Source organism: Corallococcus sp. AB038B (assembly GCF_003668955.1).
Lineage (GTDB): Bacteria > Myxococcota > Myxococcia > Myxococcales > Myxococcaceae > Corallococcus > Corallococcus exiguus.
In genome coordinates this window covers 1,532,641-1,554,065 of sequence record NZ_RAWO01000001.1, presented here as the reverse complement: position 1 = coordinate 1,554,065, position 21,425 = coordinate 1,532,641, and the positions used below count along the sequence as shown (strand labels likewise).

Sequence of the window (21,425 nt, the reverse complement as noted above, 5' to 3'; positions counted from 1 at the left end):
GCGGCTGGCCGCCTGTGAGGACAGCGCGCCGGTACGGGCATTGCTCTCCCCTCCGCCCGTACGGGTTGGAAGGGGGAGACGATGCTGGCGAGGGTGCGGTCGGGGGCATTGATGGGCATCGACGCGGTGGTGGTGGAGTGCGAGGTCGACATGGCCCTCGGGCTGCCCTACTTCAACGTCGTGGGGCTGCCGGAGGGAGCAGCCCGGGAGTCGAAGGTCCGGGTGGTCTCCGCGCTGAAGAACGCGGGCTTCGACCTTCCGCAGAAGCGGATCACGGTCAACCTGGCGCCCGCCGAGATCCGCAAGGAAGGGGCGGCCTTCGAGCTGCCCATCGCGTTGGGCGTCCTCGCGGCGGCGCGGTTGATGGAGGAAGAACCGCTGGAGCGTTACCTCTTTGGCGGAGAGCTGTCGTTGGATGGCTCCATCAAGGCCATCAAGGGGGTGCTTCCGCTGGCCGTCGCTGCCCGGAATGGCGGCTTCCAGGGCGTCATGGTGCCGGCAGCCAACGCGGCGGAGGCGGCGCTGGTGGAGGGCATCCAGGTGCTGTCCGTGGCCCACCTGAAAGAGGCCGTGGGGCACCTCACCGGCAAGGCCCCGCTGACGCCGCTGACGCGCACGGGGACCTCGGTGAGCGGTATTCGCACCGCTACCGCGGACATGGCCGATGTGCGGGGGCAGCCGGAGCTGAAGCTGGCTTTGGAGCTGGCGGCGGCGGGTGGCCACAACATCCTGATGGCCGGGCCTCCAGGGTCGGGCAAGACGATGTTGGCGCGACGGCTGCCAGGCATCCTGCCCGAGATGTCCTTCGACGAGGCGCTGGAGGTCACGAAGGTCTACTCCATCCAGGGGCTGCTGGGAGACGAGCAGGCGTTGCTCCGCGAGCGTCCGTTTCGCGCGCCCCACCACACGCTGTCCGATGCGGGACTCGTGGGAGGTGGCCCCATGGCCCGTCCCGGCGAGCTGTCCCTGGCCCATCACGGCGTGCTGTTCCTCGATGAGCTACCGGAGTTCCGCAAGAACGTGCTGGAGGTGCTGCGCCAGCCTCTGGAGGAAGGCGCCATCCACCTGGCCCGGGCCACCCAGCACATCACCTATCCCTGCCGGGTCATGCTGGTGGCGGCGATGAACCCCTGCCCGTGCGGATACTTCAACGTCCCCGGGCACACGTGCACCTGCCTCGAGCACCGCATCTTCGGCTACCACTCGCGCATCAGCGGGCCGCTGCTGGACCGCATCGACATCACCGTGCAGACGCGGCCGGTGGAGTACCACCATCTCGCCGAGAAGAGTCAGGAGCTGCCCAGCCAGTACTACCGGCAGCGAGTCGAGGCCGCGCGCGAACGGCAGCGCGCCCGATTCCACGAGATGCCAGGGGTGCACTGCAATGCCCAGATGCCTTCGCATCTGCTGCGCCGCTACTGCGTAATGTCACCGCCCGCGGAGAAGGCGCTCAAGGACGCGGTCACTCATTTCGGTCTGTCCGCTCGGGCGCATGACCGCATCCTCAAGCTCGCGCTGACGCGCGCGGACCTGGAGGGACACGGACGTATCGAGGACGTGGACATGCGGCTCGCTGTCGATTGCCGGATGCTGGACCGCCGGGGCTGGCTCCACGCCAATACCCGGGGCGCGGTGAATGCGTTACCCCGCACCTCTACTGTCAGGCACCAGGCTTCCGAGAACGGCGGGAGCCGGGGGTTCTCCGTCGGCGACGGCTGACTTTGCACTCGGGAGCAGCGGCTGCACGCTCCGCTCCTCCAGACGGGGAGCGGGGCCGGTGATGATGCGCGCGGACCTGCCGAAGGTCAGGTACGCGTACGCCCAGTTGAGCAACACGGCCAGCTTGCTTCGGAAGCCAATGAGGAAGGTGATGTGGATGAAGAGCCAGGCCAACCAGGCGACGAAGCCGGATTGCTTCACGCGGCGGAAGGCCACGCCCACTGCATGGCCTCTGCCGATGACCGCGTAGGTTCCCCGGTCCCAGTAGCGGAAGGGCTGCATGGGCTCGCCCGCGAGTTGGCGTCGGAGGTTGAGCACCGCGTGCTTGCCCTCCTGCATCGCCGCGGGCGCCACTCCCGGGACCGCGCTTCCGTCCTCCTGATTCACGAGCGCCAGGTCGCCGACGACGAAGATGTCGGGATGCCCGGGCACGGTGAGTTCGGGCGTCACCGGGACGCGCCCTGCCCTGTCCAGCGTCACGCCGAGCGAACGGGCCACGGGCGAGGCCTCCACCCCCGCGGCCCAGAGCACCGTGCGGGCCGCCAGATGTTCTGGCCCCATGTCCACGCCCGCGGCGTCGATGTTCGTGACCCGGGTGCCCGTACGGACCTCGACGCCGAGCCCCTCCAGCACCCGGCGGGCCTCCGCCGAGAGGTTCTCGGGATAGGTGGGAAGCACGCGGTCCATTCCCTCGATGAGGATGACGCGCGCGTCCCGTGGGTCGATGTTCTGGAAGTCACCCGACAATGAATTGCGGCTGATCTCCGCCAGCGCCCCCGCCAGCTCCACGCCCGTGGGACCCGCGCCAATGATGGCGAAGGTGAGCAGCGCGCGGCGGCGCTCGGGGTCCAGTTCGCGCTCGGCCTGCTCGAAGGCGAGCAACACGCGGCGGCGAATCTCCAGCGCGTCCTCGACGGTCTTCAGTCCCATCGAGTGTCGCGACCAGGCGTCATTGCCGAAGTACGAGTGCGTTGCTCCGGTGGCGACGATGAGGAAGTCGTACGCCAACTCACCGTCCGCCAAGAGGACGTGCTTGCGCGCGGTGTCCACGCCGGTGACTTCCGCGAGCAGCACCTGGACGTGATTGCGTCCGAGCATTGCTCGCAGTGGCGCGGCGATGTCGCTGGGACTCAGTGTCGCCGTGGCCACCTGGTACAGCAGGGGCTGGAAGAGGTGGTGGTTGTGACGGTCCACCATCGTGACGCGAACCCCTGCCTTTCGCAGGTACCGGGCCGCGTAGAGGCCGCCGAAGCCGCCTCCCAGGATGACCACATGGGGAAGGTTCTCACGGGTCGTATTCACGAGAGGAAATGTCACGGCGACGCGCCAGGGTTTCAACGCAAAGCCTTCCATCCCATCAAGCCGGACTGTCACCTCCCCTCGTGTCTGCTTATGCGGAGACGCTCTTACCTTTGCGCCTTCTCAGCGCGTGGGAGACAGCCACGCCGCTCCGCCAGTTCGGACGGCTCTGGCCGAACCTGGACGCCCTTGCAGGCCCTTCCGCCTGGAAGCCCGCGCGGCATGCGCGTTGCTCTGTCCACCGCCGAGGCATCCAGCCCGCAGGGCGGCGAGGGAGGCAGACAAGATGAGCAAGCTGACGGAGAAGTTGAAGGCAGTGGCGGCGGCGGTGGCGTCCATCGAGAAGCAGTTCGGCCGGGGCGCGGTGATGACGCTCGGCGCGGACGCACCGGAGCAGAAGGTGGCGGTCATTCCCACGGGCTCGGTGGGGTTGGACCGGGCGCTGGGCGTGGGGGGCTATCCGCGAGGGCGCGTGGTGGAGCTGTTCGGCAACGAGTCCTCCGGCAAGACGACCCTCACCCTGCATGCCATCGCGCAGGTGCAGGCCGTGGGAGGCATCGCGGCCTTCATCGACGCGGAGCACGCGCTGGACCTCTCCTACGCGCGCAAGCTGGGGGTGCGTACGGAGGAACTGCTCGTGGCGCAGCCGGACACCGGAGAGCAGGCGCTCGAAATCACCGAGCAACTCGTGCGCTCGGGCGCCGTGGACCTCATCGTGGTGGATTCGGTGGCGGCGCTGGTCCCCCGTGCGGAAATCGAAGGGGAGATGGGCGACGCGCACATGGGCGTCCAGGCGCGGTTGATGAGTCAGGCGCTGAGGAAGCTCACGGGCGCGGTGAGCCGCTCCGGCACCTGCATCATCTTCATCAACCAGATCCGCATGAAGATTGGCGTGATGTTCGGCAACCCGGAGACGACGACGGGCGGCAACGCGCTGAAGTTCTATTCGTCGGTGCGGATGGAGATCCGCCGCACGGGCAACCTCAAGGATGGCGACGCGGTGGTGGGCTCACGGGCCCGCGTGAAGGTGGTGAAGAACAAGCTGGCGCCCCCGTTCCAGGAGGCGGAGTTCGATGTGCTCTACGGCACGGGCATCCACCGCGCCGCCGAGGTGCTGGACCTGGCCGTGAGCGCGGGCGTGGTGGAGAAGTCGGGCAGCCACTTCAGCCTGCGGGGTGAACGCATCGGCCAGGGCCGCGAGCGGGCGTGCGAGTGGCTGCGCGAGCACCCGGATGTCCTGGAGGCCCTTGCTCGCGACCTGGTGGGAGCCACCGCGCCCTCCGTGCCGTCCGCGGACTCCGCGGCGGCCTAGGTCGCGGCCTGGAGTGCATCCAGCGAGAGGGGGAGCTCCCAATGGCGTTGGCCCGCGCGCAGCACCAGTCGCCCTTCGGGGCTCTCTTCCAGCATCTCGCCGAACTGGTACTGCGCATCACGAGAGAAGCGGGCCTTCGCCCTGCCCTGCTTCACGCGGCAGGTGAGGACTCCGTCCGGCGTGAGCTGGAGCGACCCCAGGTCCAGGGCTTCGGCCGTCCGGTCGCTCAGACGCAGGGACACACGCTCGTCCGGGGTGAGGTCCACGGTGCGGACCTCGTAAGCCGCGTCCTCCACCTGGACGTAGCACCAGTCCGGGGCGATGCGGAGCTGGTAGCGCCCGTCGTCATCCAGGACCAGCGAGGCGTTGAAGAGCTCGATGATCTTCGGGTGCTCGATGGGCTCGTCGTCGTGCCACCAGCGCAACGCCGCATCCAGACGGATGCCGCTGTCCTCACGGGTGTGCCAACGCTTGCCTGGAGGGGGCTGGCCAGTGGGAGGTTGCATGTCGCCCTTGAGGTGCGGGTGAGGTCCGGCGGATTCAAGCCGCCGGAGCCTGGAGGCCTACCAGTTCCGCACGAACTCCGTGTAGCCACGAAAGGCCACGGCGCCCCAGAAGTTCACCAGCACGCCAAGCGCCAGCACGGCGATCACCGCGCGGTTGCGCAGCGACCATCCTCCAATGGCGAAGAGCAACAGCAGATAAGGCGTGTAGTCCAGGCTGAACCGGAAGCCGAACTGCATGTAACCGGTGTTCTGGTAGAAGAGCCCCGGCAGCGCGCACACCGCCACGGTCAGCCACAGGGACCAGTGCAGACGGGGACGCGTGCGGGGGACCAGCAGGAACACCAGCAGGGGCAACGTGAGCAGCAGCGTCAGCCCATGCGGGTCGTACGACAGCCGCGGCGGAGACAGCGACACCTGGGGCAGCTTGAGGAACGCGGCCTGGAGGTTGCGCGACAGGTACTCGATGTTGAAGAGCCCGAAGCGGTCGATGTCGACGTTCACCCGGTTGTTGAAAAGGTACGAGTGGCCGAACTCGCCGGGCTTGCCGAAGCGGTAGACGTTGTACGCGGCCGCGAGCGCGGCGAGGGGCGCGGCCCCCGCGCCGAAGAGGACGAGCTTGCGGAGGGCGGGCTTCCACGCGGTCGGAAGGGCCTTCAGTTGGGCCAGCCGGTCCGGCCCGGGGCAGAGCGCCTCCAGGACGAAGAAGAGGCCCGCGAACACCAGCGGAGTGCGGGTGAGCACCGCCATGGAGAAGAAGAGCCCCGCGAGCACGGGACGCCGGGCCTTGACGGCGTTGCGCACGTACAGACACGTGAGCGCCACGCCCATCACCTGCGCGCCGAACCAGACCTCGCCTCGGATGGCGCAGTAGAAGAACAGCGTGCCGAAGGCGAGCACCAGCGACAGCACCACGTTGTCGTCGCGGTTGCGCTCCGTCTCCCCTTCCTGCGCGAGGAAGCGCAGCAGCGAATAGAAGAGCGCCACCGCGAGCGCGCCCACGAAGACGCCGAAGGACGTGTCGTTGAACTGGTAGCCGTGCAGCGCGACGAAGGGGAGCATCACGACCGCGGGGAAGGACGGGAAACTGACGAACCAGCGGTCATCACGGAGCGGGCGTCCCTCGCACCGCACCTTCTGTCCGTCCACCAGCCGCACGCAGGCCCAGTCCTCCAGGTTGGGCAGCACCTGCGGATCCACGTCGAGCCGTCCCTCCAGCCAGGACTGGGCCTGGTAGATGAAGTGCGGCGCGGCGCTCTGCCGGAGGAAGCGCTGCGAGCTGAAGCTGGACAGCACCGCGAACGCGACGAGGAACAGCACCACCTCCACCCGGTAGGCGGACAGCCACAGGCGCACCGCGCTCCGCACCGGATGCACTCCTGCTCCGGCCGGCGACATGGGGGGGCTGGCGGGCTCCGTCGTCGCCGTGGGGCTGGCGAGAAGCGCGGAGGACTCGGGCGTGGCCGGGACGGGTTCGCCCGCGGCGGCGGGGGCCGGGGGCACCGAGGACGGCGCTTCCGGGTCGGAAGGACGGGGACGCTTTGATTTGGAGCGACTCATGGCGACACGGGGGCGGCGGCGAGCAGGTGCAACCTCAACATTTCCAGCACGTGGGATGCGGCGAACAGGCGGACCCGGTCCCGGTCACCCGCGAGCGAGATCCGCTCGCAGCGGGGCTCCATTCCGGGGCCGGACAGGCCGCAGTACACGGTGCCCACGGGGTCCTCGGGCGTGCCTCCACCGGGGCCTGCGTAGCCCGTGACGGACAGGCCGAACGTGGCGCCGCAGGCGGCGCGGACTCCCTCCGCCATGGCGAGCGCTGTCTGGGACGACACGGCGCTGTGCTTCGCGAGGATGTCCGAGGGGACGCCCACCCAGGCGGACTTCATCTTCTCCGAGTAGGCGACCGCCCCGCCGATGAAGACCTGGCTGGAGCCCGGCACCGCCGTGAGTTCCTGCGCGACGAGGCCGCCCGTGCAGCTCTCCGCCACCGCCAGCGTGTGACCGCCGCGCGCCAGCATGTCGAGGAGCACGGGCGCGTATTCGCTGCCATCCGCGCCGTAGACGTGCGTGCCCAGCACCTGCCGGCATGCGGCCTCCGCGTCCGCGAGCGCGGCGTCGGCCTCCGCCTGCGTGGGGGCTTCCGCCATCAGCTTCAGGTGGTTCTCTGGTGCGTGCGTCCGGAAGCCGAACACCACCCTGGGGTGGCTGGGAGCCAGGGGCATCACCCGCTCGTTCAGCACGGACTCGGGCAGGCGCACGGTTCGCAGCAGGCGGAAGGCCCGGAACGTGCGACCCGATTCGGCGGCGAGCCAGGTCCGCACTCGCGGCAACACCTCTCCGTCCACCAGGGCGCGGTATTCGCGCGGGACGCCTGGAAGGAAGAACAGGTGGGCTCGGCCCAACTGCTGGATGACCAGTGGCGCCGAGCCCTGGGGATTGCGCACCGGCTCGGTGCCCGTGGGGATGCGCGCCATGCGCAGGGCGCCCGGATTCATCGTCATGCCCCGTGCGGCGTAGCGCTCCTTCAGCCAGCCGAGCACTCGCGCGTCCTCTTCCATGGACACGCCCGCGGCGGCGGCGGCGCACTCCAACGTGAAGTCGTCCGACGTGGGCCCCAGGCCTCCGGAGACGATGACCACGTCCGCTCGCGCCGAGGCCTCCAGCAGCGTGCCCGTGATGTCCGGTCGCACGTCGCCCACCACCGTCACCCGTGCGACCTTCACACCCAGGTCGAAGAGGCGGGCTTCCAGGTACGTGCTGTTGGTGTCCGTGATGAGGCCGGTGACGAGCTCGTCACCGGTGCACAGCAGCTCGACGCGCATGGGCCGGGCATCCTAGCGGCCGGCACGGTCCGCGTCCCGGCTCCCGCGCTTGACTGCTCAGAGGAACGCGGGACCGTCGTCCGTGGCGTTGGCCTCGGAGTCCTCGTCGTCGTCTTCGTCGAGCCCGGCCGCCACCGCCACCGCCGCGACGGAGCCGACCTTGCGGGACGCCAGCCGGCTGCGCACGGAGACCGCGGACTCCACCAGACCCATGACCAGGTACGCGGCGAAGTACGTCACCAGCACCCAGGCCGGGTGGAACTGCTGGGCGATGAACGCGCCCGTGAGCGCCATGACCATGAAGACGAGCGCCGTCCTGCGGCTGGGACGCGCGTCCTTGAAGGTGCGGTAGCGCACCGTGGACACCATCAGCAGCGACAGGGCGCCCACCGCCACCGCCACCGGCAGGCGCGCGCCGTCACCGAGCGCCTCGCCCTGGCTGGCCACGTGGTGGGAGATGATGAGGGAGACGAGCACGCCGGCCGCCAGCGGGATGGGGAGGCCCACGAAGAAGCCGCCACCACCGCCGTGCGGGTTGCGCATGGCGAGCACGTTGAAGCGCGCCAGCCGCATGGCGCCGCAGGCCATGAACGAGAAGGAGATGAACAGGCCCCAGAAGCCCATGGGGGCCAACGCCCACTTGTAGACGAGGAGCGCCGGCGCCGCGCCAAAGGACATGACGTCCGCGAGGCTGTCGAGTTGCATGCCGAAGTCGCTCTGCGTCTTCGTCAGCCGGGCCACCCGTCCATCGAACCCGTCGAAGAACATGGCGAAGAGGATGGCCAGGGCCGCCTGGTACAGCTGCACCGGTTCTGCCTCACCCGAACACAGGGTGATGGCGTAGAAGCCACAGAAGATGGAAGTGACGGTGAAGAGGTTCGGGAGCACGAACATCAGTTTCCGCAGCTTCATCGTTCCCTCGACTTCCCCAGGTGGTCGGCTGCCCATGTGGCAGAAACGGCGAGGGAACGGACCTTAGCAGGGTTTTATTCGCGCCGGAGTCAGTCCCGGGTCGCATGGGAGGAGAAATGCCGTACGGGCAGTGGGCCCTGTGGGGATTGACCGCGGCGGCCGTCCTGCTGCTGGTGAATGTGGTGTGGGTCCTGCTCGTGCGGCGGTGGTACCGCCTCAAGGGGCCCCTTCCCGAGATGCTGCGCGTGAAGTGCGCGGATGGGTGGGAGTTGACCGTGCACGCCCGGCGGGCCCCGGTGCGCCGCTTCGCCGAGCCCGTCCTGCTGTGCCACGGGCTGGCGGCCAACCGCTTCACCTTCGACTTCGAGCCGCCCTACTCCGTGGCCCACTACCTCACCGAGGCCGGCTTCGACTGCTTCAGCGTGGAGTGGCGCGGCACCGGGCACTCGCAGCGTCCGCCCAGGGGCCGGCGGCCCACGGACTTCACCGTGGACGACCACATCAACCACGACGGGCCGGCCCTGCTGGAGCTGGCGCTGAAGGAGACCGGCGCGAAGCAGGCCTTCTGGCTGGGTCACTCGCTGGGAGGCCTGGTGGGGTACGGCGTGGCGCAGGGGCACGATGGCGGGAAGCTGGCGGGCCTGCTCGAGTTGGGTGCGCCGGTGTATCTCAAGTCGGAGCCGTTCCTGCGGACGCTCATCTCGCTGGGCGTGCGCGCGGCGTGGCCGGGGAGCATCCGGCAGTCGTGGGTGAGCGCCAGCATGGCGCCCTTCCTGGGCTACCTCGCGCTGCCCCTGTCGGACATCGTCGTGAACCCCCGGCACGTCCCGCCGCGCGTCCTGCGGCAGCTGTCCGTCAACATGATGGCGGCGATGAGCCGCAAGGTGCTGCTGCAGTTCCAGGACTGGATCTCCCACGACGCGTTCCGCTCCTACGACCGCAAGACGGATTGGCGCGCGGGCATCGCGAAGCTCCAGCTGCCCGTGCTGGTGATGGGCGGTAGCGCGGACCGCCTGGCCACCTCGGCCAACGTGGAGGCGCAGTACGCGCTGCTCACGTCACCGGATCGCGCACTGCATGTCTTTGGCCGGGACCGCGGGGACAAGATGGACTACGGCCACGGCGACCTCATCTTCGGCACCGGCGCGCCCATGGAGGTCTACCCCGTCATTCGCGAGTGGATCGAACAGCGCGCCACGCCCCTGCCCCCCACGTCCGCTCCCGCTCAGGGCTGAGGCGAGCGGGCGTCGAGTTGGACGCAGGGGGAGCGCAGGCCTCGCGTGGTGCTCGCGTCGACGTGGCGGAGCTGGACGCGTGTCTGGCCCTCGCAGTCGGTGGAGACCAGCTCGCCACTCGCGTCCTTCGCGGTGAGGTCCTCCACCTGCAACTGGCCTTCTTCGATAGCCACCAGGATGGAGCCCGGCGTGTCGCGCACGTCGACGTTCCGGGACTCCAGGGTGGCCTTCGTATCCACCGCCAACGCGGCCAGGCCACAGCCCGAGAGCCGGGCGTTGCGGAGCGTCGCTCGGGCCCGCTGCGTCGCCAGCACGCAGGTTCCCTTCGCTCCCTCGACGGTCACGGTGTCGACGTCCGCTTCCACCTGGCGCAGGTGGAGCCCGTCTCCCGTGATGCCATCCGCGGTGCTCACGCCCTTGATGACGCCATCCCGCAGGCGCACGCGGCCCTGCAGCGCCACCACGCCGTACTCCCTTGAGCCCTCCAGGCGGAAGCGCCGCACCTCCAGGTCCGAGGCGGTGAGCTGAAGTGCCCCGTAGTTGCCCGCGTCCTTCACGGTCACGTCCTCCAGCAGACCGTTCGTCGCGGTGAGCCCCATTCCCGCGCGCTTGGCGTGCTCCGAACTGAAGCCCCGCACCAACAGCCGGGCCTGATTGGCCGTCACGCCGTACTCGTGGCCCTGGACCCGGACGTCCACCAGCGTCAGCGCGCCCTCCACCGTGGAGAACGCCGTGCCCGTGCCGCCCGAGACCCGCGCCCGTTCGACCTCCGCCACGCCGCCCTCCTGGCTCAGCGCCGTCCGGGGACCCTGGAAGTCCACCCCCTCCAGGCGCACCGTGGCTCCCCCCCGGGCCCGAACCGCGCGGTCGTAGGGCCCCACGAACGCGCTGTCCCTGAGGGTCAGGGAGGGCGCGGCAGCCTCCGCGGTTCCGGCCTCCACGAGCACGCCTACACCGGTCGGCGCCTGGCTGCTCGCCCCGGCCTCGAAGCGCAGCCCCCTGCCCTCCAGCGGACCCGCGCCCAGCCGGATGGCGCCCCGGGTCTGGTTGCGGAAGGTCACCGTGTGGACCTTTATGGGGCCCCGGGCTTCCAGGCCCCACCCTCCTCCCTCCACCGACAGGGACTCCAGGGCGGTGTCCCCTGGCGCCTCCACCACGGTGGTGCCGGGGTCCGCCGCCAGGATCGTGGAAGGGCCCTCCCCCAGGAGCCGGGTGCCCTCCGTCAGCCGGAAGGGGCCTTCGTAGCGGCCGGATGCCAGGTGCACGCGCTTCGGGCCAGGGCGGGCCAGGGCCTCGATCAGCGAGCGCAGGGGGCGCTCCCGGGTGCCGTCGCCCCCCGAGGCCGCCCCGTCCACCCAGAGCTCGCCCCTCGCCTGGGGCCGGGGGGACGGCCCCGAGCAGGCGCACATCAGGACGAGGAGCCATGGAAGCAGTCGGGTGGGCACGCGGGCAGGCACTCTAGCCCCCTGATGGCACCCTGCTGGAGCTGGATCAGCGGCGACTGCTAAGTGATCGATTTTCCAATGCCTTTCACACAAACGCGATCACCAGGCGATCACTTCCCCTGATGTGAAAAGCAGGAGTGTGAGGATGTATCAAAAGATGCGATCCTCCCGACTCTCTACAGGGTGTATTTTCAGAGGCCAGTTTTCATCCGGAGGCCGATTTTCCGGCCCGGGAGCGGGTGGCGCATTGACAGTCGAAAGCTCGATTTGTTACCTCCGCCATCCGCTCGATCAACGCCAGACAACGCAAGAGGGAGGGGTGTCATGACCAAGGCAGAGCTCGTGGAGGTGGTGGCTGCACAGTCGAAGCTCACGAAGAAGCAGGCCGCCCAGATCCTCGACAGCGTCTTCACCAACATCGGCAAGGCGGTGAAGAAGGACACCCGCTTCAGCTACCCCGGGTTCGGCACGTGGTCGCTGCGCTCGCGCAAGGCGCGGAAGATCCGCAACCCTCAGACCAACGAGATGATGAAGCTCAAGGCGTCGAAGACGGTCGGTTTCCGTCCCGCGAAGGAGCTGAAGAACTCGCTGTAGTCGCAGGGCCGTTGTGAAGGCCCGTCCCCCTCAGGGGCGCGAACCCGCGGCCGGGTGGCGCCCCTGGGACGTGAGGACGGGGGACTCCGTGGGCATGCGGGCCACGGGACGCTCTTCGGACGCGTCCGGGGCCGCCTCGGGGGCGACGAGCGCCTCCAGCGGATCCAGTGAACTGCCGTCGTGCCAGAGCTCGAAGTGGACGTGGACGCCGGTCGCAAGGCCTGTGTCCCCCGCGAGCCCCACCACGTCGCTCCTCGCCAGCACCTCGCCGGTCGTCACCAGGACCTCGGACAGGTGGCTGTAGCGCGTCACCCACTGGCCGTCGTGCTGGACCTCCACCATCTTACCGTGGTCGCCGTTCCACCCGGCGCGCAGGACGACGCCCCGGTCCGCGACGCCCACGGGCTGTCCCCGGCGCGCCGCCAGGTCCACGCCCGAGTGGCGGCGCAGCTGGCCGGTGATGGGGTGCCAGCGGTCGCCGTAGAGGCTGGTGATGGTGACCGGCTCCACGGGCCAGGCGAGGCGCGGCGGGCCGGAGGGCTCCGGCGGCTGCTCCCAGCGGCGCAGCGTGGACGCGCGCACGATGAGGCGGCCCACGCGCACCACCACGGCCTCCGCGAGCGAGCCCGGCATGTCGCCGTACAGGCGCGCGTCCAGCTCCAGCTCCGCCTCCATCACGCCCCGGGCGCGCGTCAGGTCGCGGGTGTCGGTGTGCTCCACCGGCCGGGCCAGGAAGGCGTCCAGGGACGCGTTCATCGACTCCCAGTTGCGCACCTGCGCGGCGGGCATGGCGCTGCCGCGCTGGACCTTCTCGCGGTAGGCCTGGGCCTGTTGCACGAACGCGGTGAGGGCGGCTTCCAGTTCCGTGGAGCGTTCGGGCGACAGGGGCCCGCGGGCGCGCTCCGGTTCGTGGGGGAGGAAGGGCGTGCCGGAGCTGACGAAGCCGCTGTCGCCCGAGGTCGCGTACAACTCCTCAAAGCTCATCTTCCCCGGCCGCGGCGTCGCGCAGGCGGAGAGGGCCAGCAGGGCAAGGACGGCGGGTCGGCGCACGGCGGGGTGAGCCTACCACCGCGCCGGGCCGTCCACCTGTTCCGGGCCGTGGATCATCCCCTGGCGTACAGGTGCGTGCCGTCCGCACCTGGCGCGTGGAGGGGGCTCGTCCCCGGGTGCCGGAGGACCGTCATTCCTTGGACAGCGGCGCCTGGCGGCGGCGACCCGCACGAACTTGTCCGACAGTCGGACAGGTTCTGGGACACCGCGGCCGGACCGCGAGCCCGGTGCCGCCCGTGTCAGGCAGCGAGAGCCTGACGGATGCGCGCCAGGGCGTCGTCGATGTCCGCCGTGGACACGTCCAGGTGGCACACGAGGCGGATGGAGTGCGGACCCGTGGGGTTGGCGAGCACGCCCTGCTTCAGGAGCAGCGCGGAGGCCTCCGCCGCCGGACGCACCAGGTCCGCGAACACCATGTTCGTCTCCACCCTCGCCAGGTCCACCTTCACGCCCGGCACCTGGGCCAGACCCTCCGCCAGCCGGCGCGCGTTGGCGTGGTCCTCGGCCAGGCGCTCCACGTGGTGCTCCAGCGCGTACAGCGCCGCCGCCGCGAGGATGCCTGCCTGCCGCATGCCTCCGCCCAGCCGCTTGCGCAGCCGCCGCGCCTCACGGATGACGTCCTTCTTGCCCGCGAGCGCCGAGCCCACCGGCGCACCCAGGCCCTTGGAGAAGCACACCGACGTCGAGTCCGTCAGCGACGCCCACGCGGACGCGGGCTGGCCCGCCGCCACCTCCGCGTTGAACAGCCGCGCGCCGTCCAGGTGCACCGCGAGCCCGGCCTTGCGCCCCGCCTCCACCACCGCCTTGAAGCGCTCCACCGGCCACACCGTGCCGCCGCCTCGATTGTGCGTGTTCTCCAGCGACAGCAGGCGCGTGCGCGGGTTGTGGATGTTGTCCTCGCGCACCGCCGCCGTGACGGTCTCCGGCTTCAGCAGGCCGCGCTCGCCCGGCAGGGGCCCGGGCTGCACGCCCCACAGCGCCGGCACCGCGCCGCCTTCGTACTGGAGGATGTGGCTGCCCTCCTCCGTGAGCACCTCGTCGCCGGGACGGCAGTACGCGCCGATGGCGATTTGATTCGCCTGCGTGCCGGAAGGGACGAAGACGGCGGCCTCCAGCCCGAGCCGCTCGGCGACGCGCTCCTCCAGGCGGCGCACGGTGGGGTCCTCGCCGTAGACGTCGTCGCCTACCTCCGCGTCGGCGATGAGCCTGCGCATGGCGGGCGTGGGCTTCGTCACGGTGTCGGAGCGGAAGTCGATGGGCTTCATGGTTCTCCTCGCTGCGTGAAAAGGGAGGTCCCGCCATGGCGCTTGGGCGGGGCCTCCCCGTGACATACAACGCCCGCGTGGCCCGGCGAGAGACAGTGGCGGAGAAGCGGCAGCGTGCGGTGTCGATCCTGGACGGTCTGGAGGCGGCCATGCCGGACGCCCGCATCGAGCTGGACTACCGCACGCCGCTGGAGCTGCTGGTCGCCGTCATCCTGTCCGCGCAGTGCACCGACAAGCGCGTCAACCTGGTGACCCCTGCCCTGTTCGCCCGCTTCCCGGATGCCCAGGCCTACGCGCGCGTCGAACCCGCCGACGTGGAGCCCTTCATCCGCACCTGCGGGCTGTACCGCGCGAAGGCGAAGAACATCGTCGCCACGGCGCGCACGCTCGTCGCCGAGCACGGCGGGCAGGTGCCGATGGTGCGCGACACGCTGGCGGAGCTGCCGGGCGTGGGGCTGAAGACCGCGGGCGTGGTGTGCATCCACCTGGGCGGCGACGCGGCCTTCCCCGTGGACACGCACGTGAAGCGGCTGGCGTACCGGATGGGCTTCACCACGCACGAAGACCCGGACAAGGTGGAGAAGGACCTGCAGGCGCTGCTGCCTCGCGAGCGGTGGACGCTGGGGCATCAGCTGCTGGTGTGGCACGGGCGGCGCACGTGCTTCGCGCGCTCGCCCGATTGCGGCTCCTGCGTGGTGGCGGCGAAGTGCCCGAAGAAGGGCGTGCGCGCCACCGCGAAGGCTTAGGCGGACGCCGGAGCGCCCTGCTCGCGCGAGGCCTTGAGCTTCTTCATGCGCTTGCGGATGAACTCGCGCTTGAGCGTGGAGACGTGGTCCACGAAGACGGTGCCGTCCAGGTGGTCCGTCTCGTGCTGCACGGCGATGGCCAGCAGGCCGTCACAGCGCAGCGTCTGCTCCTGGCCCTCCTCGTCCAGGTAGCGCACCGTGGCGAAGGCGGCGCGGTCCACGTCCTCGGCTTCACCGGGGATGGAGAGGCAGCCTTCCGTGTAGGTCGTCTCCCCTTCGAGCGAGACGAACTCCGGGTTGATCATCGCCAGGGGCCTGGCGTCCGGCTGCTGCGACCGGGTGTCCAGGACGATGATGCGCTGGAGGATGCCCACCTGCGGCGCGGCGAGACCGACGCCCTCGGCGTCGTACATGGTCTCGAACATGTCCTTGATGAGCGCGCGGACCTTGTCGTCCACCTTCGCCACCGGCTTGGCCTTCTGCTTCAGGATGGGGTCGGGCCAGATGAGAATCTCGCGAACCATGGAGGGGACTCTTAACCCCTCCGGACCGCGACGGGCAACCGTTCCACCGGGCATCAGTCGAGCAGATTACGGGCGTACTCGCCCCGCAGGCGGTCGTCTCCCAACGCCCGGGCGGCCTCTGTCAACACCGCGCGGATCTGCTGCGCGCGGTGCTGGAGCGCGGGGTCCGGATGGCCGGCGAAGCGCAGCGGGTGGAACTCGGCGGCGAGCAGCGCGTATGCCCGCTTGACCTCTTCACTGCCGGCCGAGCGTGCGAGCCCCAACACGGTGAAGTAGTCCGCGTCCTGGATCTCCTCGAACTTGGCCTCCAGGCGGTGCACGTCCAGCTCCGGCGGCAGGTTGCCGTGGGCGTCCTCCGACGGCGGATGCAGCGCGATGAGGCCCAGCGTCCGCGCCACCGCGAGCGCCTTGAGCGCTCCGTCCTGCGGCAGGCCCGCGCCCAGGAGCAGTGACTCCAGCGTGCGTTCGCCGTCCACGGCCTGCAGGAGCTGGAGCTCGCGGGCGGAGAGGCCGAAGTCCGCGGGGGGCATGTGCGCGTCGCCTCGGGAGACCTGGGCGCGCAGCGAGCCCGCCGCGTCCAGGAGCGACTCGGCGGTGAGCGTGTTGCGCAGCCCTTCCGCGAGCAGGTGCAGCGGCGGGCGCGTGGCGGCGGCGAGCGCCACCTCGTGCGGCGCGGGCTCCGGCACCAGGCGGTAGAGCGTGGAGGGCTCCGCGAGCGCGTCCAGGAAGACCTGTTCGGTGTAGCGCTGGACCAGCGGGACGGATTCGGCTTCGCGCACGTAGCCGCGCCCGCGCAGGGCTTCCAGCAGCGTGCCGGTGGTGGCGCTGCGCACGAGCCGCAGCTCGGCTTCCTGGCGCGCGTCGATGAGACCGTCCGCGCGGGCGCGGTCCACGAGGGACTCCCCCTGCGCGGAGGACGCGGCGCCGACCAGGGCTCCGTCGCGCAGCCAGAGGACGCGCAAGGCGTTCATCACCTTGAGCTCCAGGCGCACCTCCATGCGCGCGTCGCAGAGCCGCAGGATGAGGCGCGAGAGGCCCTCCTGCGTGAGGCTGCCGCTGCGGGCCACCGCCATCTCCGGACGGCCGGGCGATTCGAGGGGGATGATGGTGGCGCGGGCCTGGGCCGCGGCTTCTTCCGCGTCCCGCTGCGCTCGGGCTTCGAGTTGTTCGCGCTCGCGCTCGGCCTGGAGGCGCTGTTCGACGGCTTCGGCTTCGAGCCGGGTGCGCGTTTCGCGCTCGCGGGTGAGTTCCTCGCGGAGCTGTTCGAGCTGCGCTTGCAGGGTGTCTCGGGCCTGCGTGAGGTCCGTGGATTCAGAGCGGGCGCGGGCTTCGGCTTCGGTGCGCGCGTGGGTCTCGGCGGCGAGGTGGGACTCCGCGGTTGTGCGGGCCTGGGACTCGGTTTCGAGGCGGGCTTCGAGGTCCTGGCGTGCGCGGCCCTCGGAGTCGAGGCGGACTTCCAGCACGGTGCGCAGCCGGCCTTCGGATGTGGCCTTGGAGGTGGCTTCGGCGGCCTTCTGCTCGGCCTGGAGGGCGCGGGACTCCGCGGCGGTGCGGGCCTGGAGCTGCTGTTCGGCCGTGGCTTCCGCTTCGGCGCGGGCCTGCTCGGCCTGGGCCAAGTGGGTCCGGGCGAGTTCGTCCGCGTCGGTCCGGGCGTGCGTGGATTGATCCGCGCGGGACTCCGCCTGGGCGAGGGACTGCGTGAGTTGTTCCGCGCGGGCCTGGGCCTGGGTCAGCTCCTGCGTGAGCTGCTCGATGCGGGCCTGGGCCTCGGTGCGAGCCTGGGTGGACTGCTCCTCGCGCGATTCGGCTTCGGTGCCCGTCCGGGTGAGCTGCTCGATGCGAGCTTCGGCTTCGGTGCGTGCTTGCGCAAGCTGATCCGCGCGGGCTTCCGCTTCCGTGCGCGCCTGCGTGAGCTGCTCGATGCGCGACTCGGCTTCGGCTCGTGCCTGCGTGAGCTGCTCGATGCGCGACTCGGCCTCGGTGCGTGCCTGCTCAAGCTGATCCGCGCGGGCTTCCGCTTCGGTGCGCGCCTGCGTGAGCTGCTCGATGCGGACCTGGGCTTCAGCCTGGGCCTGCGTGAGCTGATCCGCACGGGCCTCCGCTTCGGTGCGCGCGTGCGTGAGCTGTTCGATGCGGGCCTGGGCTTCGGCCTGGGCCTGCGTGAGCTGGTCCTCACGGCTCCCCAAGTTGGACTGGAGCTGCTGGAGTTGCTCCGCGCGGGCCTCTGCTTCGGCCCGTGCCTGCTCCAGTTGCTCGGCGGTCTTCTTCGCTTCGGCGTGGAGCTGTTCTTCGCGGGCCTCTGCTTCGGCCCGTGCCTGCTTCAGCTGCTCGGTGTTGGCGCCGCGGGCCTTTTCGGCTTCGGTGGCTCGCGCTTCGGCCTGCTTCAGGGCCTGCGTCAGTTGCTCCACGCGGGCTTCCGCCTGGAGCAGGGCTTCGGCGGGCTGCGCGGCCTTGGCTTCGGCTCGCTGGCGGGCCTGCTTGAGCTGCTCCATCCGAGCGTTGACCTGGCTCAGGGTCTCCGCGAAGCGCGCCTCGTTCTGCAGCCTGACCGCATCGGCGTCTTCCACTCGGGCCTGGGCTTCGGCCAGGGCTTCCTCGGCCTTCGCGGCCCGCGCTTCCGCCTGGGCCAGGGCTTCGGCGTTCTGTTCAGCGGTGGCTTCCGCGTTGGCTCGGGCCTCCTCGGCCTGGCTCACCGCCTGGGTGGACTGTCTTGCCTTGGCTTCGCCCTGGAGCAGCACCTGCGCCAGTTGCTGCGCCCTGGCCTCCACCTGCGCCAAGGCCTGCGCGGACTGCTTCGCCTTCGCCTCGGATTGCGCCAGCGCCTGCGTGGCCTGCTGCACCCGCGTCTCCGCCTGGGCCAGCGCCTGCGCGGATTGCTTCGACTTCGCTTCGGACTCGGCCAGCGACTGGGCCAACTGGTGCGCTCGCACCTCCACCAGGGACAGCGCTTGCGCGGAGTGCTTCACCTTCGCTTCGGCGGTGGTGCGGGCCTTCGCCTCTGCTTCGGCCCGGGCTTCCGCCTCGGCACGCCGCACATCCAGGTCCGCACGGAGCGCGGCGTCCTCGGTGTCGCGGCTCTCCGCCTGGTCGGAGTCGGCTTGCGCTCGCTGACGCGCGTCCTCGCGGGCCCTGGCTTCGGCTTCCGCCCGGGCTTCGGCCGCGATTCTTGCCTCGGTCTCGGCTTCGAGCCGCGCTTCCACGTCCGTGCGTGCGGCCTGCTCCAGCTCGGCGCGGGCTTCGGCCTCCTCGCGCGTCTGCGCTTCCTGGCGGGCTCGGAGTTCGGCTTCCTCGCGCGCCTGGACCTCCGTGGCGAGTCGCTTCTCGAGTTCGACGAGCTCGAGCCGGGCCATCTCCGCGAGGGCTTCGGCTTCGCGGCGGTCGCGCGCCTCGGCTTCCGCGCGGGCTTCGGCCTCCACCCGGCCTCCGGCTTCGGACGCGAGCCGTGCCTCGACCTCCGCGAGGGCCTCCGTCGCCGACTCGGCCCGAACTTCCGAGGCCTCATGGGCCGCCGAGGCCTGCTTCAACAGGGACTCGGCTCGGGCACGAGCGTGGACCTCCGCTTCGGCCCTCACCTCCACGGCGCTCCGAGCCTCCACCTCCGCGTCCGCTTCGAGTCTCGCGTCTTCGCGTGCTCGCTCTTCGCTCGCGATGCGGTCTTCCAGCTCCACGCGGAGCGACTGCTCCGATTCGGCCAGGGCTTCCGCGTCCGCGGCCCGGGCCTCCGCCTCCTCGATGGCGGCGTGGGCCAGCGCCAGCTCTTCACGCAGCGATTCCAGCTCCGCGGCGAGATCCGATGACGGCTCGGCAGCGTCCGTGCGCGCAGGGGCGGGGGATTCCTGCTCCTGGGTGCGCGTCTTGTTCGCCCGTTGCAGGCCTCCGGGTACCTGCGGTGCCTGGACTTCCTGCCGGGTGTCCGCGCGCGACGAGGCACCGACTGCATCCACGGCACCGTCGCGAGGATTCGTGGAGGAGCCGGCTGGCGTCGCCGCATCCCCTGCTCCTACCGCGACAACCGCACCGGACTCGTTGCCCGGACGCGTGGAGGTGCCGCCTGTAGCCGCACCGGACTTGTCGCTCAGGCCCGCGGCGCTGCCACCCGCGCCTGCCGCATTGCCCGAGGCCGCGACGCTGCTACCCGCGCCTGCCGCATTGCCCGAGGCCGCGACGCTGCTACCCGTGCCTGGCGCATTGCCCAAGGCCGCGATGCTGCCACCCGCGCCTGCCGCATTGCTCGAGGCCGTAGCGCTACCACCCGAGCCTGCCGCATTGCCCGAAGCCGCGGTGCTACCACCCGCGCCTGCCGCATTGCCCGAGGCCGTGGCGCTACCAGCCGTGCCTGTTGCATCGCCCGGGTTCGCGGACGAAACACCCACGCTCGCCACGATGCCCGCGCTGCTCTTGCCCGACGAGCGCAGCGGGACACGGGCCGCGACACGCAGCGGCCTCTCGGTGTTCACGCGCGGCGCGGCGCTGTCCGCCGTTCCTCCATCGCGCGACTCCGGGGCCGCATCCGGACGCGAGGCCGCCTTGCCCGGCTTCGCGTCATCACCCTTCGCGCTTGCCGCAGCCGCCGGGCTCGCGGTGCCCGAAGGCTCCGCCCACTGGAGGGGCCTGGCTCCCTCCGTCTTCGCATCCTCGACGGTCTCGGAATCGAACCAGTCCGACCCCACCGGCTTCGCGTCGTCCGAGGAGGACTCCTCCTCCTGCTCGCGCGCATCGGCGGAGGCCTTGAGGTCCGCCTCCAGCACATCCCAGTTCGACAGGCCCGCCGCCGCCAGTTCCTCCGCGGTCGGCTCCGAGGGCGCGTCCTCCTGCGACTCACCCGCCGCCGCGGCCCGCTCCTCCGCCGCCACGTCGTCCGCGACCGAACCGAAATCCGTCTCGTCGGAGTCGTCCACGCCGCCCGGAGACGCACTCGCATCCAGCTCCGGATCCGGCTCCAGTTCCTTCCACGCCAGCGGCGCGGAGCCCTCCGGATCCGACGCCTTCGCCGCCCCGCCGTCCTCGTCCGAGTCGACGTCGAAGAAACCCTCGTCCCCCAGCTTCGGCGCGGACTTCACCGGCTTCAGCCCCGGCGGAGTGAGTGGCTCCTCACGGAACGCGAGCCGCCCCTCGGCGAGCGCATCTTCCGCGCCCTCCTCGTTCGGGAACGGGAAGCGCAACGTGGAGCGCGCTTCCGGCGGACGGCCCTCGAGCGCATCCTCGGCGTTCGGCGGCTCCGCGTCCCACTCGGAGCCGATGCTCGCGTCCGGATCCTCCTCGCCCCACGCCTCGCCGGAGTCACCCTCCTCCGACGATCCCGTCCACTGCGACTTCGTGCCCACCGACAGCGCGGAGTCGATGGAGGCGATCGCCTCCGTCTCCACTTCCAGGTGCGCCTGCTCCAGCGCGGCATTCATCGCCAGGTGCGTGCTGCGCTCGCGCTGCTGGTGCACGGCGTGCGCGCTGCGCTCCTCGCGCGTCATCGCCGCCACTTCCCAGTCCGTCTGGTTCAGCGGCGCCAGGTCCCCAAACAGCGCGTTCGCCAGCGCGGGGTCCCCGCCCACCGAGCGCGGCGACGTCACGTGCCAGGCTTCGTCCGCCGGGGCGCTCCCCTTCGCCGGCTCGCTCAGCGTCCGGTTCTCCACCACACGCCAGCCATCCGCCTCCGCCGGCGCTCGGATCAACGTGTCCACCAGCGTCACGAAGCTCGGCCCGTCCAGGGGCAGCGGCGCCACCGGCGCGCTGAAGCCTTCGATGGGCTCACTCAGCAGCAGCACCCGCGCCTTGTGGCCATCCGGGTGCTGCACCAGCTCCTCCAACACCACGCGCCCGCGGTCGCTCTCCACGCTCGGCGCGAGCACGATGAGCTCCGGCAGGTGATGCCCGAAAGCAATGAGCGCGTCCGCGGCGGAAGTCGCGAGGATGACCTCGTGCCCTTCGCGGGACAGCAGTCGCCGGACGGCGGCGATGGTTGCGATGTCGTCGTGTACGAGGAGGACCGAGGCGCCCATGGG

The 21,425-nt window shown here is 70.7% G+C and carries 15 protein-coding genes; 5 read left to right on the top strand and 10 right to left on the bottom strand.

Annotation, left to right across the window (positions count from 1 at the left end):
• Positions 1–81: 81 nt before the first annotated feature.
• The gene (locus tag D7Y04_RS06455) at positions 82–1,719 is read left to right on the top strand and encodes a YifB family Mg chelatase-like AAA ATPase (protein WP_120599648.1); all 1,638 of its coding nucleotides are present in this window, start codon (positions 82–84) and stop codon (positions 1,717–1,719) included.
• Here the strand turns inward: D7Y04_RS06455 and D7Y04_RS06450 are convergent.
• Positions 1,642–3,021: an NAD(P)/FAD-dependent oxidoreductase gene (locus D7Y04_RS06450; RefSeq protein ID WP_121758638.1), complete on the bottom strand. Its 1,380-nt coding sequence runs from the start codon at positions 3,019–3,021 to the stop codon at positions 1,642–1,644. The two genes, D7Y04_RS06455 and D7Y04_RS06450, sit on opposite strands and share 78 nt — an antisense overlap.
• 283 nt (positions 3,022–3,304) lie before the next feature.
• Here D7Y04_RS06450 and recA point away from each other — a divergent pair, with 283 nt between their 5' ends.
• Positions 3,305–4,330 (top strand): recombinase RecA, encoded by a 1,026-nt coding sequence (gene recA, locus D7Y04_RS06445; protein WP_121758637.1) that lies wholly within the window; start codon positions 3,305–3,307, stop codon positions 4,328–4,330.
• Here the strand turns inward: recA and D7Y04_RS06440 are convergent.
• Genes D7Y04_RS06440 through pssA form a run of 4 tightly spaced genes read right to left on the bottom strand, consistent with a single transcriptional unit; the run spans position 4,327 to position 8,570 of the window.
• Complete coding sequence (locus tag D7Y04_RS06440; protein WP_120599645.1) at positions 4,327–4,836, bottom strand: DUF1285 domain-containing protein; 510 nt, start codon at positions 4,834–4,836, stop codon at positions 4,327–4,329. The two genes, recA and D7Y04_RS06440, sit on opposite strands and share 4 nt — an antisense overlap.
• A 57-nt stretch (positions 4,837–4,893) precedes the next feature.
• Positions 4,894–6,393: a hypothetical protein gene (locus D7Y04_RS06435; protein WP_121758636.1), complete on the bottom strand. Its 1,500-nt coding sequence runs from the start codon at positions 6,391–6,393 to the stop codon at positions 4,894–4,896.
• Complete coding sequence (locus D7Y04_RS06430; RefSeq protein ID WP_121758635.1) at positions 6,390–7,658, bottom strand: CinA family nicotinamide mononucleotide deamidase-related protein; 1,269 nt, start codon at positions 7,656–7,658, stop codon at positions 6,390–6,392. Before D7Y04_RS06430 ends, D7Y04_RS06435 begins: the two co-directional genes overlap by 4 nt.
• A gap of 57 nt (positions 7,659–7,715) precedes the next feature.
• Positions 7,716–8,570, bottom strand: a complete 855-nt coding sequence (gene pssA, locus D7Y04_RS06425) for a CDP-diacylglycerol--serine O-phosphatidyltransferase (RefSeq protein WP_120597526.1) — start codon at positions 8,568–8,570, stop codon at positions 7,716–7,718.
• Positions 8,571–8,686: 116 nt separating this feature from the next.
• Between pssA and D7Y04_RS06420 the strand changes: the two genes are divergently transcribed.
• Positions 8,687–9,805, top strand: coding sequence for an alpha/beta fold hydrolase (locus D7Y04_RS06420; protein WP_120597527.1), 1,119 nt, complete (start codon positions 8,687–8,689; stop codon positions 9,803–9,805).
• Here the strand turns inward: D7Y04_RS06420 and D7Y04_RS06415 are convergent.
• A complete protein-coding gene (locus tag D7Y04_RS06415) occupies positions 9,796–11,250 on the bottom strand; it encodes a hypothetical protein (protein ID WP_147477050.1) in 1,455 nt (484 codons plus the stop codon). The genes D7Y04_RS06420 and D7Y04_RS06415 overlap by 10 nt on opposite strands.
• Positions 11,251–11,574: 324 nt before the next feature.
• On the opposite strand from D7Y04_RS06415, the gene D7Y04_RS06410 reads away from it, so the two are divergent.
• Positions 11,575–11,844: an HU family DNA-binding protein gene (locus D7Y04_RS06410; protein WP_014394187.1), complete on the top strand. Its 270-nt coding sequence runs from the start codon at positions 11,575–11,577 to the stop codon at positions 11,842–11,844.
• Between the two features lie 30 nt (positions 11,845–11,874).
• On the opposite strand, the gene D7Y04_RS06405 is transcribed toward D7Y04_RS06410, so the two are convergent.
• Together D7Y04_RS06405 and ltaE are read right to left on the bottom strand one after the other, a co-directional pair.
• Complete coding sequence (locus tag D7Y04_RS06405) at positions 11,875–12,894, bottom strand: M23 family metallopeptidase (RefSeq protein WP_121758633.1); 1,020 nt, start codon at positions 12,892–12,894, stop codon at positions 11,875–11,877.
• Positions 12,895–13,133: 239 nt separating this feature from the next.
• Entirely contained in the window at positions 13,134–14,159 is a 1,026-nt protein-coding gene (gene ltaE, locus D7Y04_RS06400) for a low-specificity L-threonine aldolase (RefSeq protein ID WP_120575923.1), read from the bottom strand.
• A gap of 35 nt (positions 14,160–14,194) precedes the next feature.
• Between ltaE and nth the strand changes: the two genes are divergently transcribed.
• A complete protein-coding gene (gene nth, locus D7Y04_RS06395; RefSeq protein WP_121758632.1) occupies positions 14,195–14,905 on the top strand; it encodes an endonuclease III in 711 nt (236 codons plus the stop codon).
• Here the strand turns inward: nth and def are convergent.
• Both def and D7Y04_RS06385 read right to left on the bottom strand, forming a co-directional pair.
• Positions 14,902–15,429: a peptide deformylase gene (gene def, locus D7Y04_RS06390; RefSeq protein WP_120575921.1), complete on the bottom strand. Its 528-nt coding sequence runs from the start codon at positions 15,427–15,429 to the stop codon at positions 14,902–14,904. The genes nth and def overlap by 4 nt on opposite strands.
• A 53-nt stretch (positions 15,430–15,482) precedes the next feature.
• Positions 15,483–21,422 (bottom strand): response regulator receiver protein, encoded by a 5,940-nt coding sequence (locus D7Y04_RS06385; RefSeq protein WP_121758631.1) that lies wholly within the window; start codon positions 21,420–21,422, stop codon positions 15,483–15,485.
• Positions 21,423–21,425: the final 3 nt, after the last annotated feature.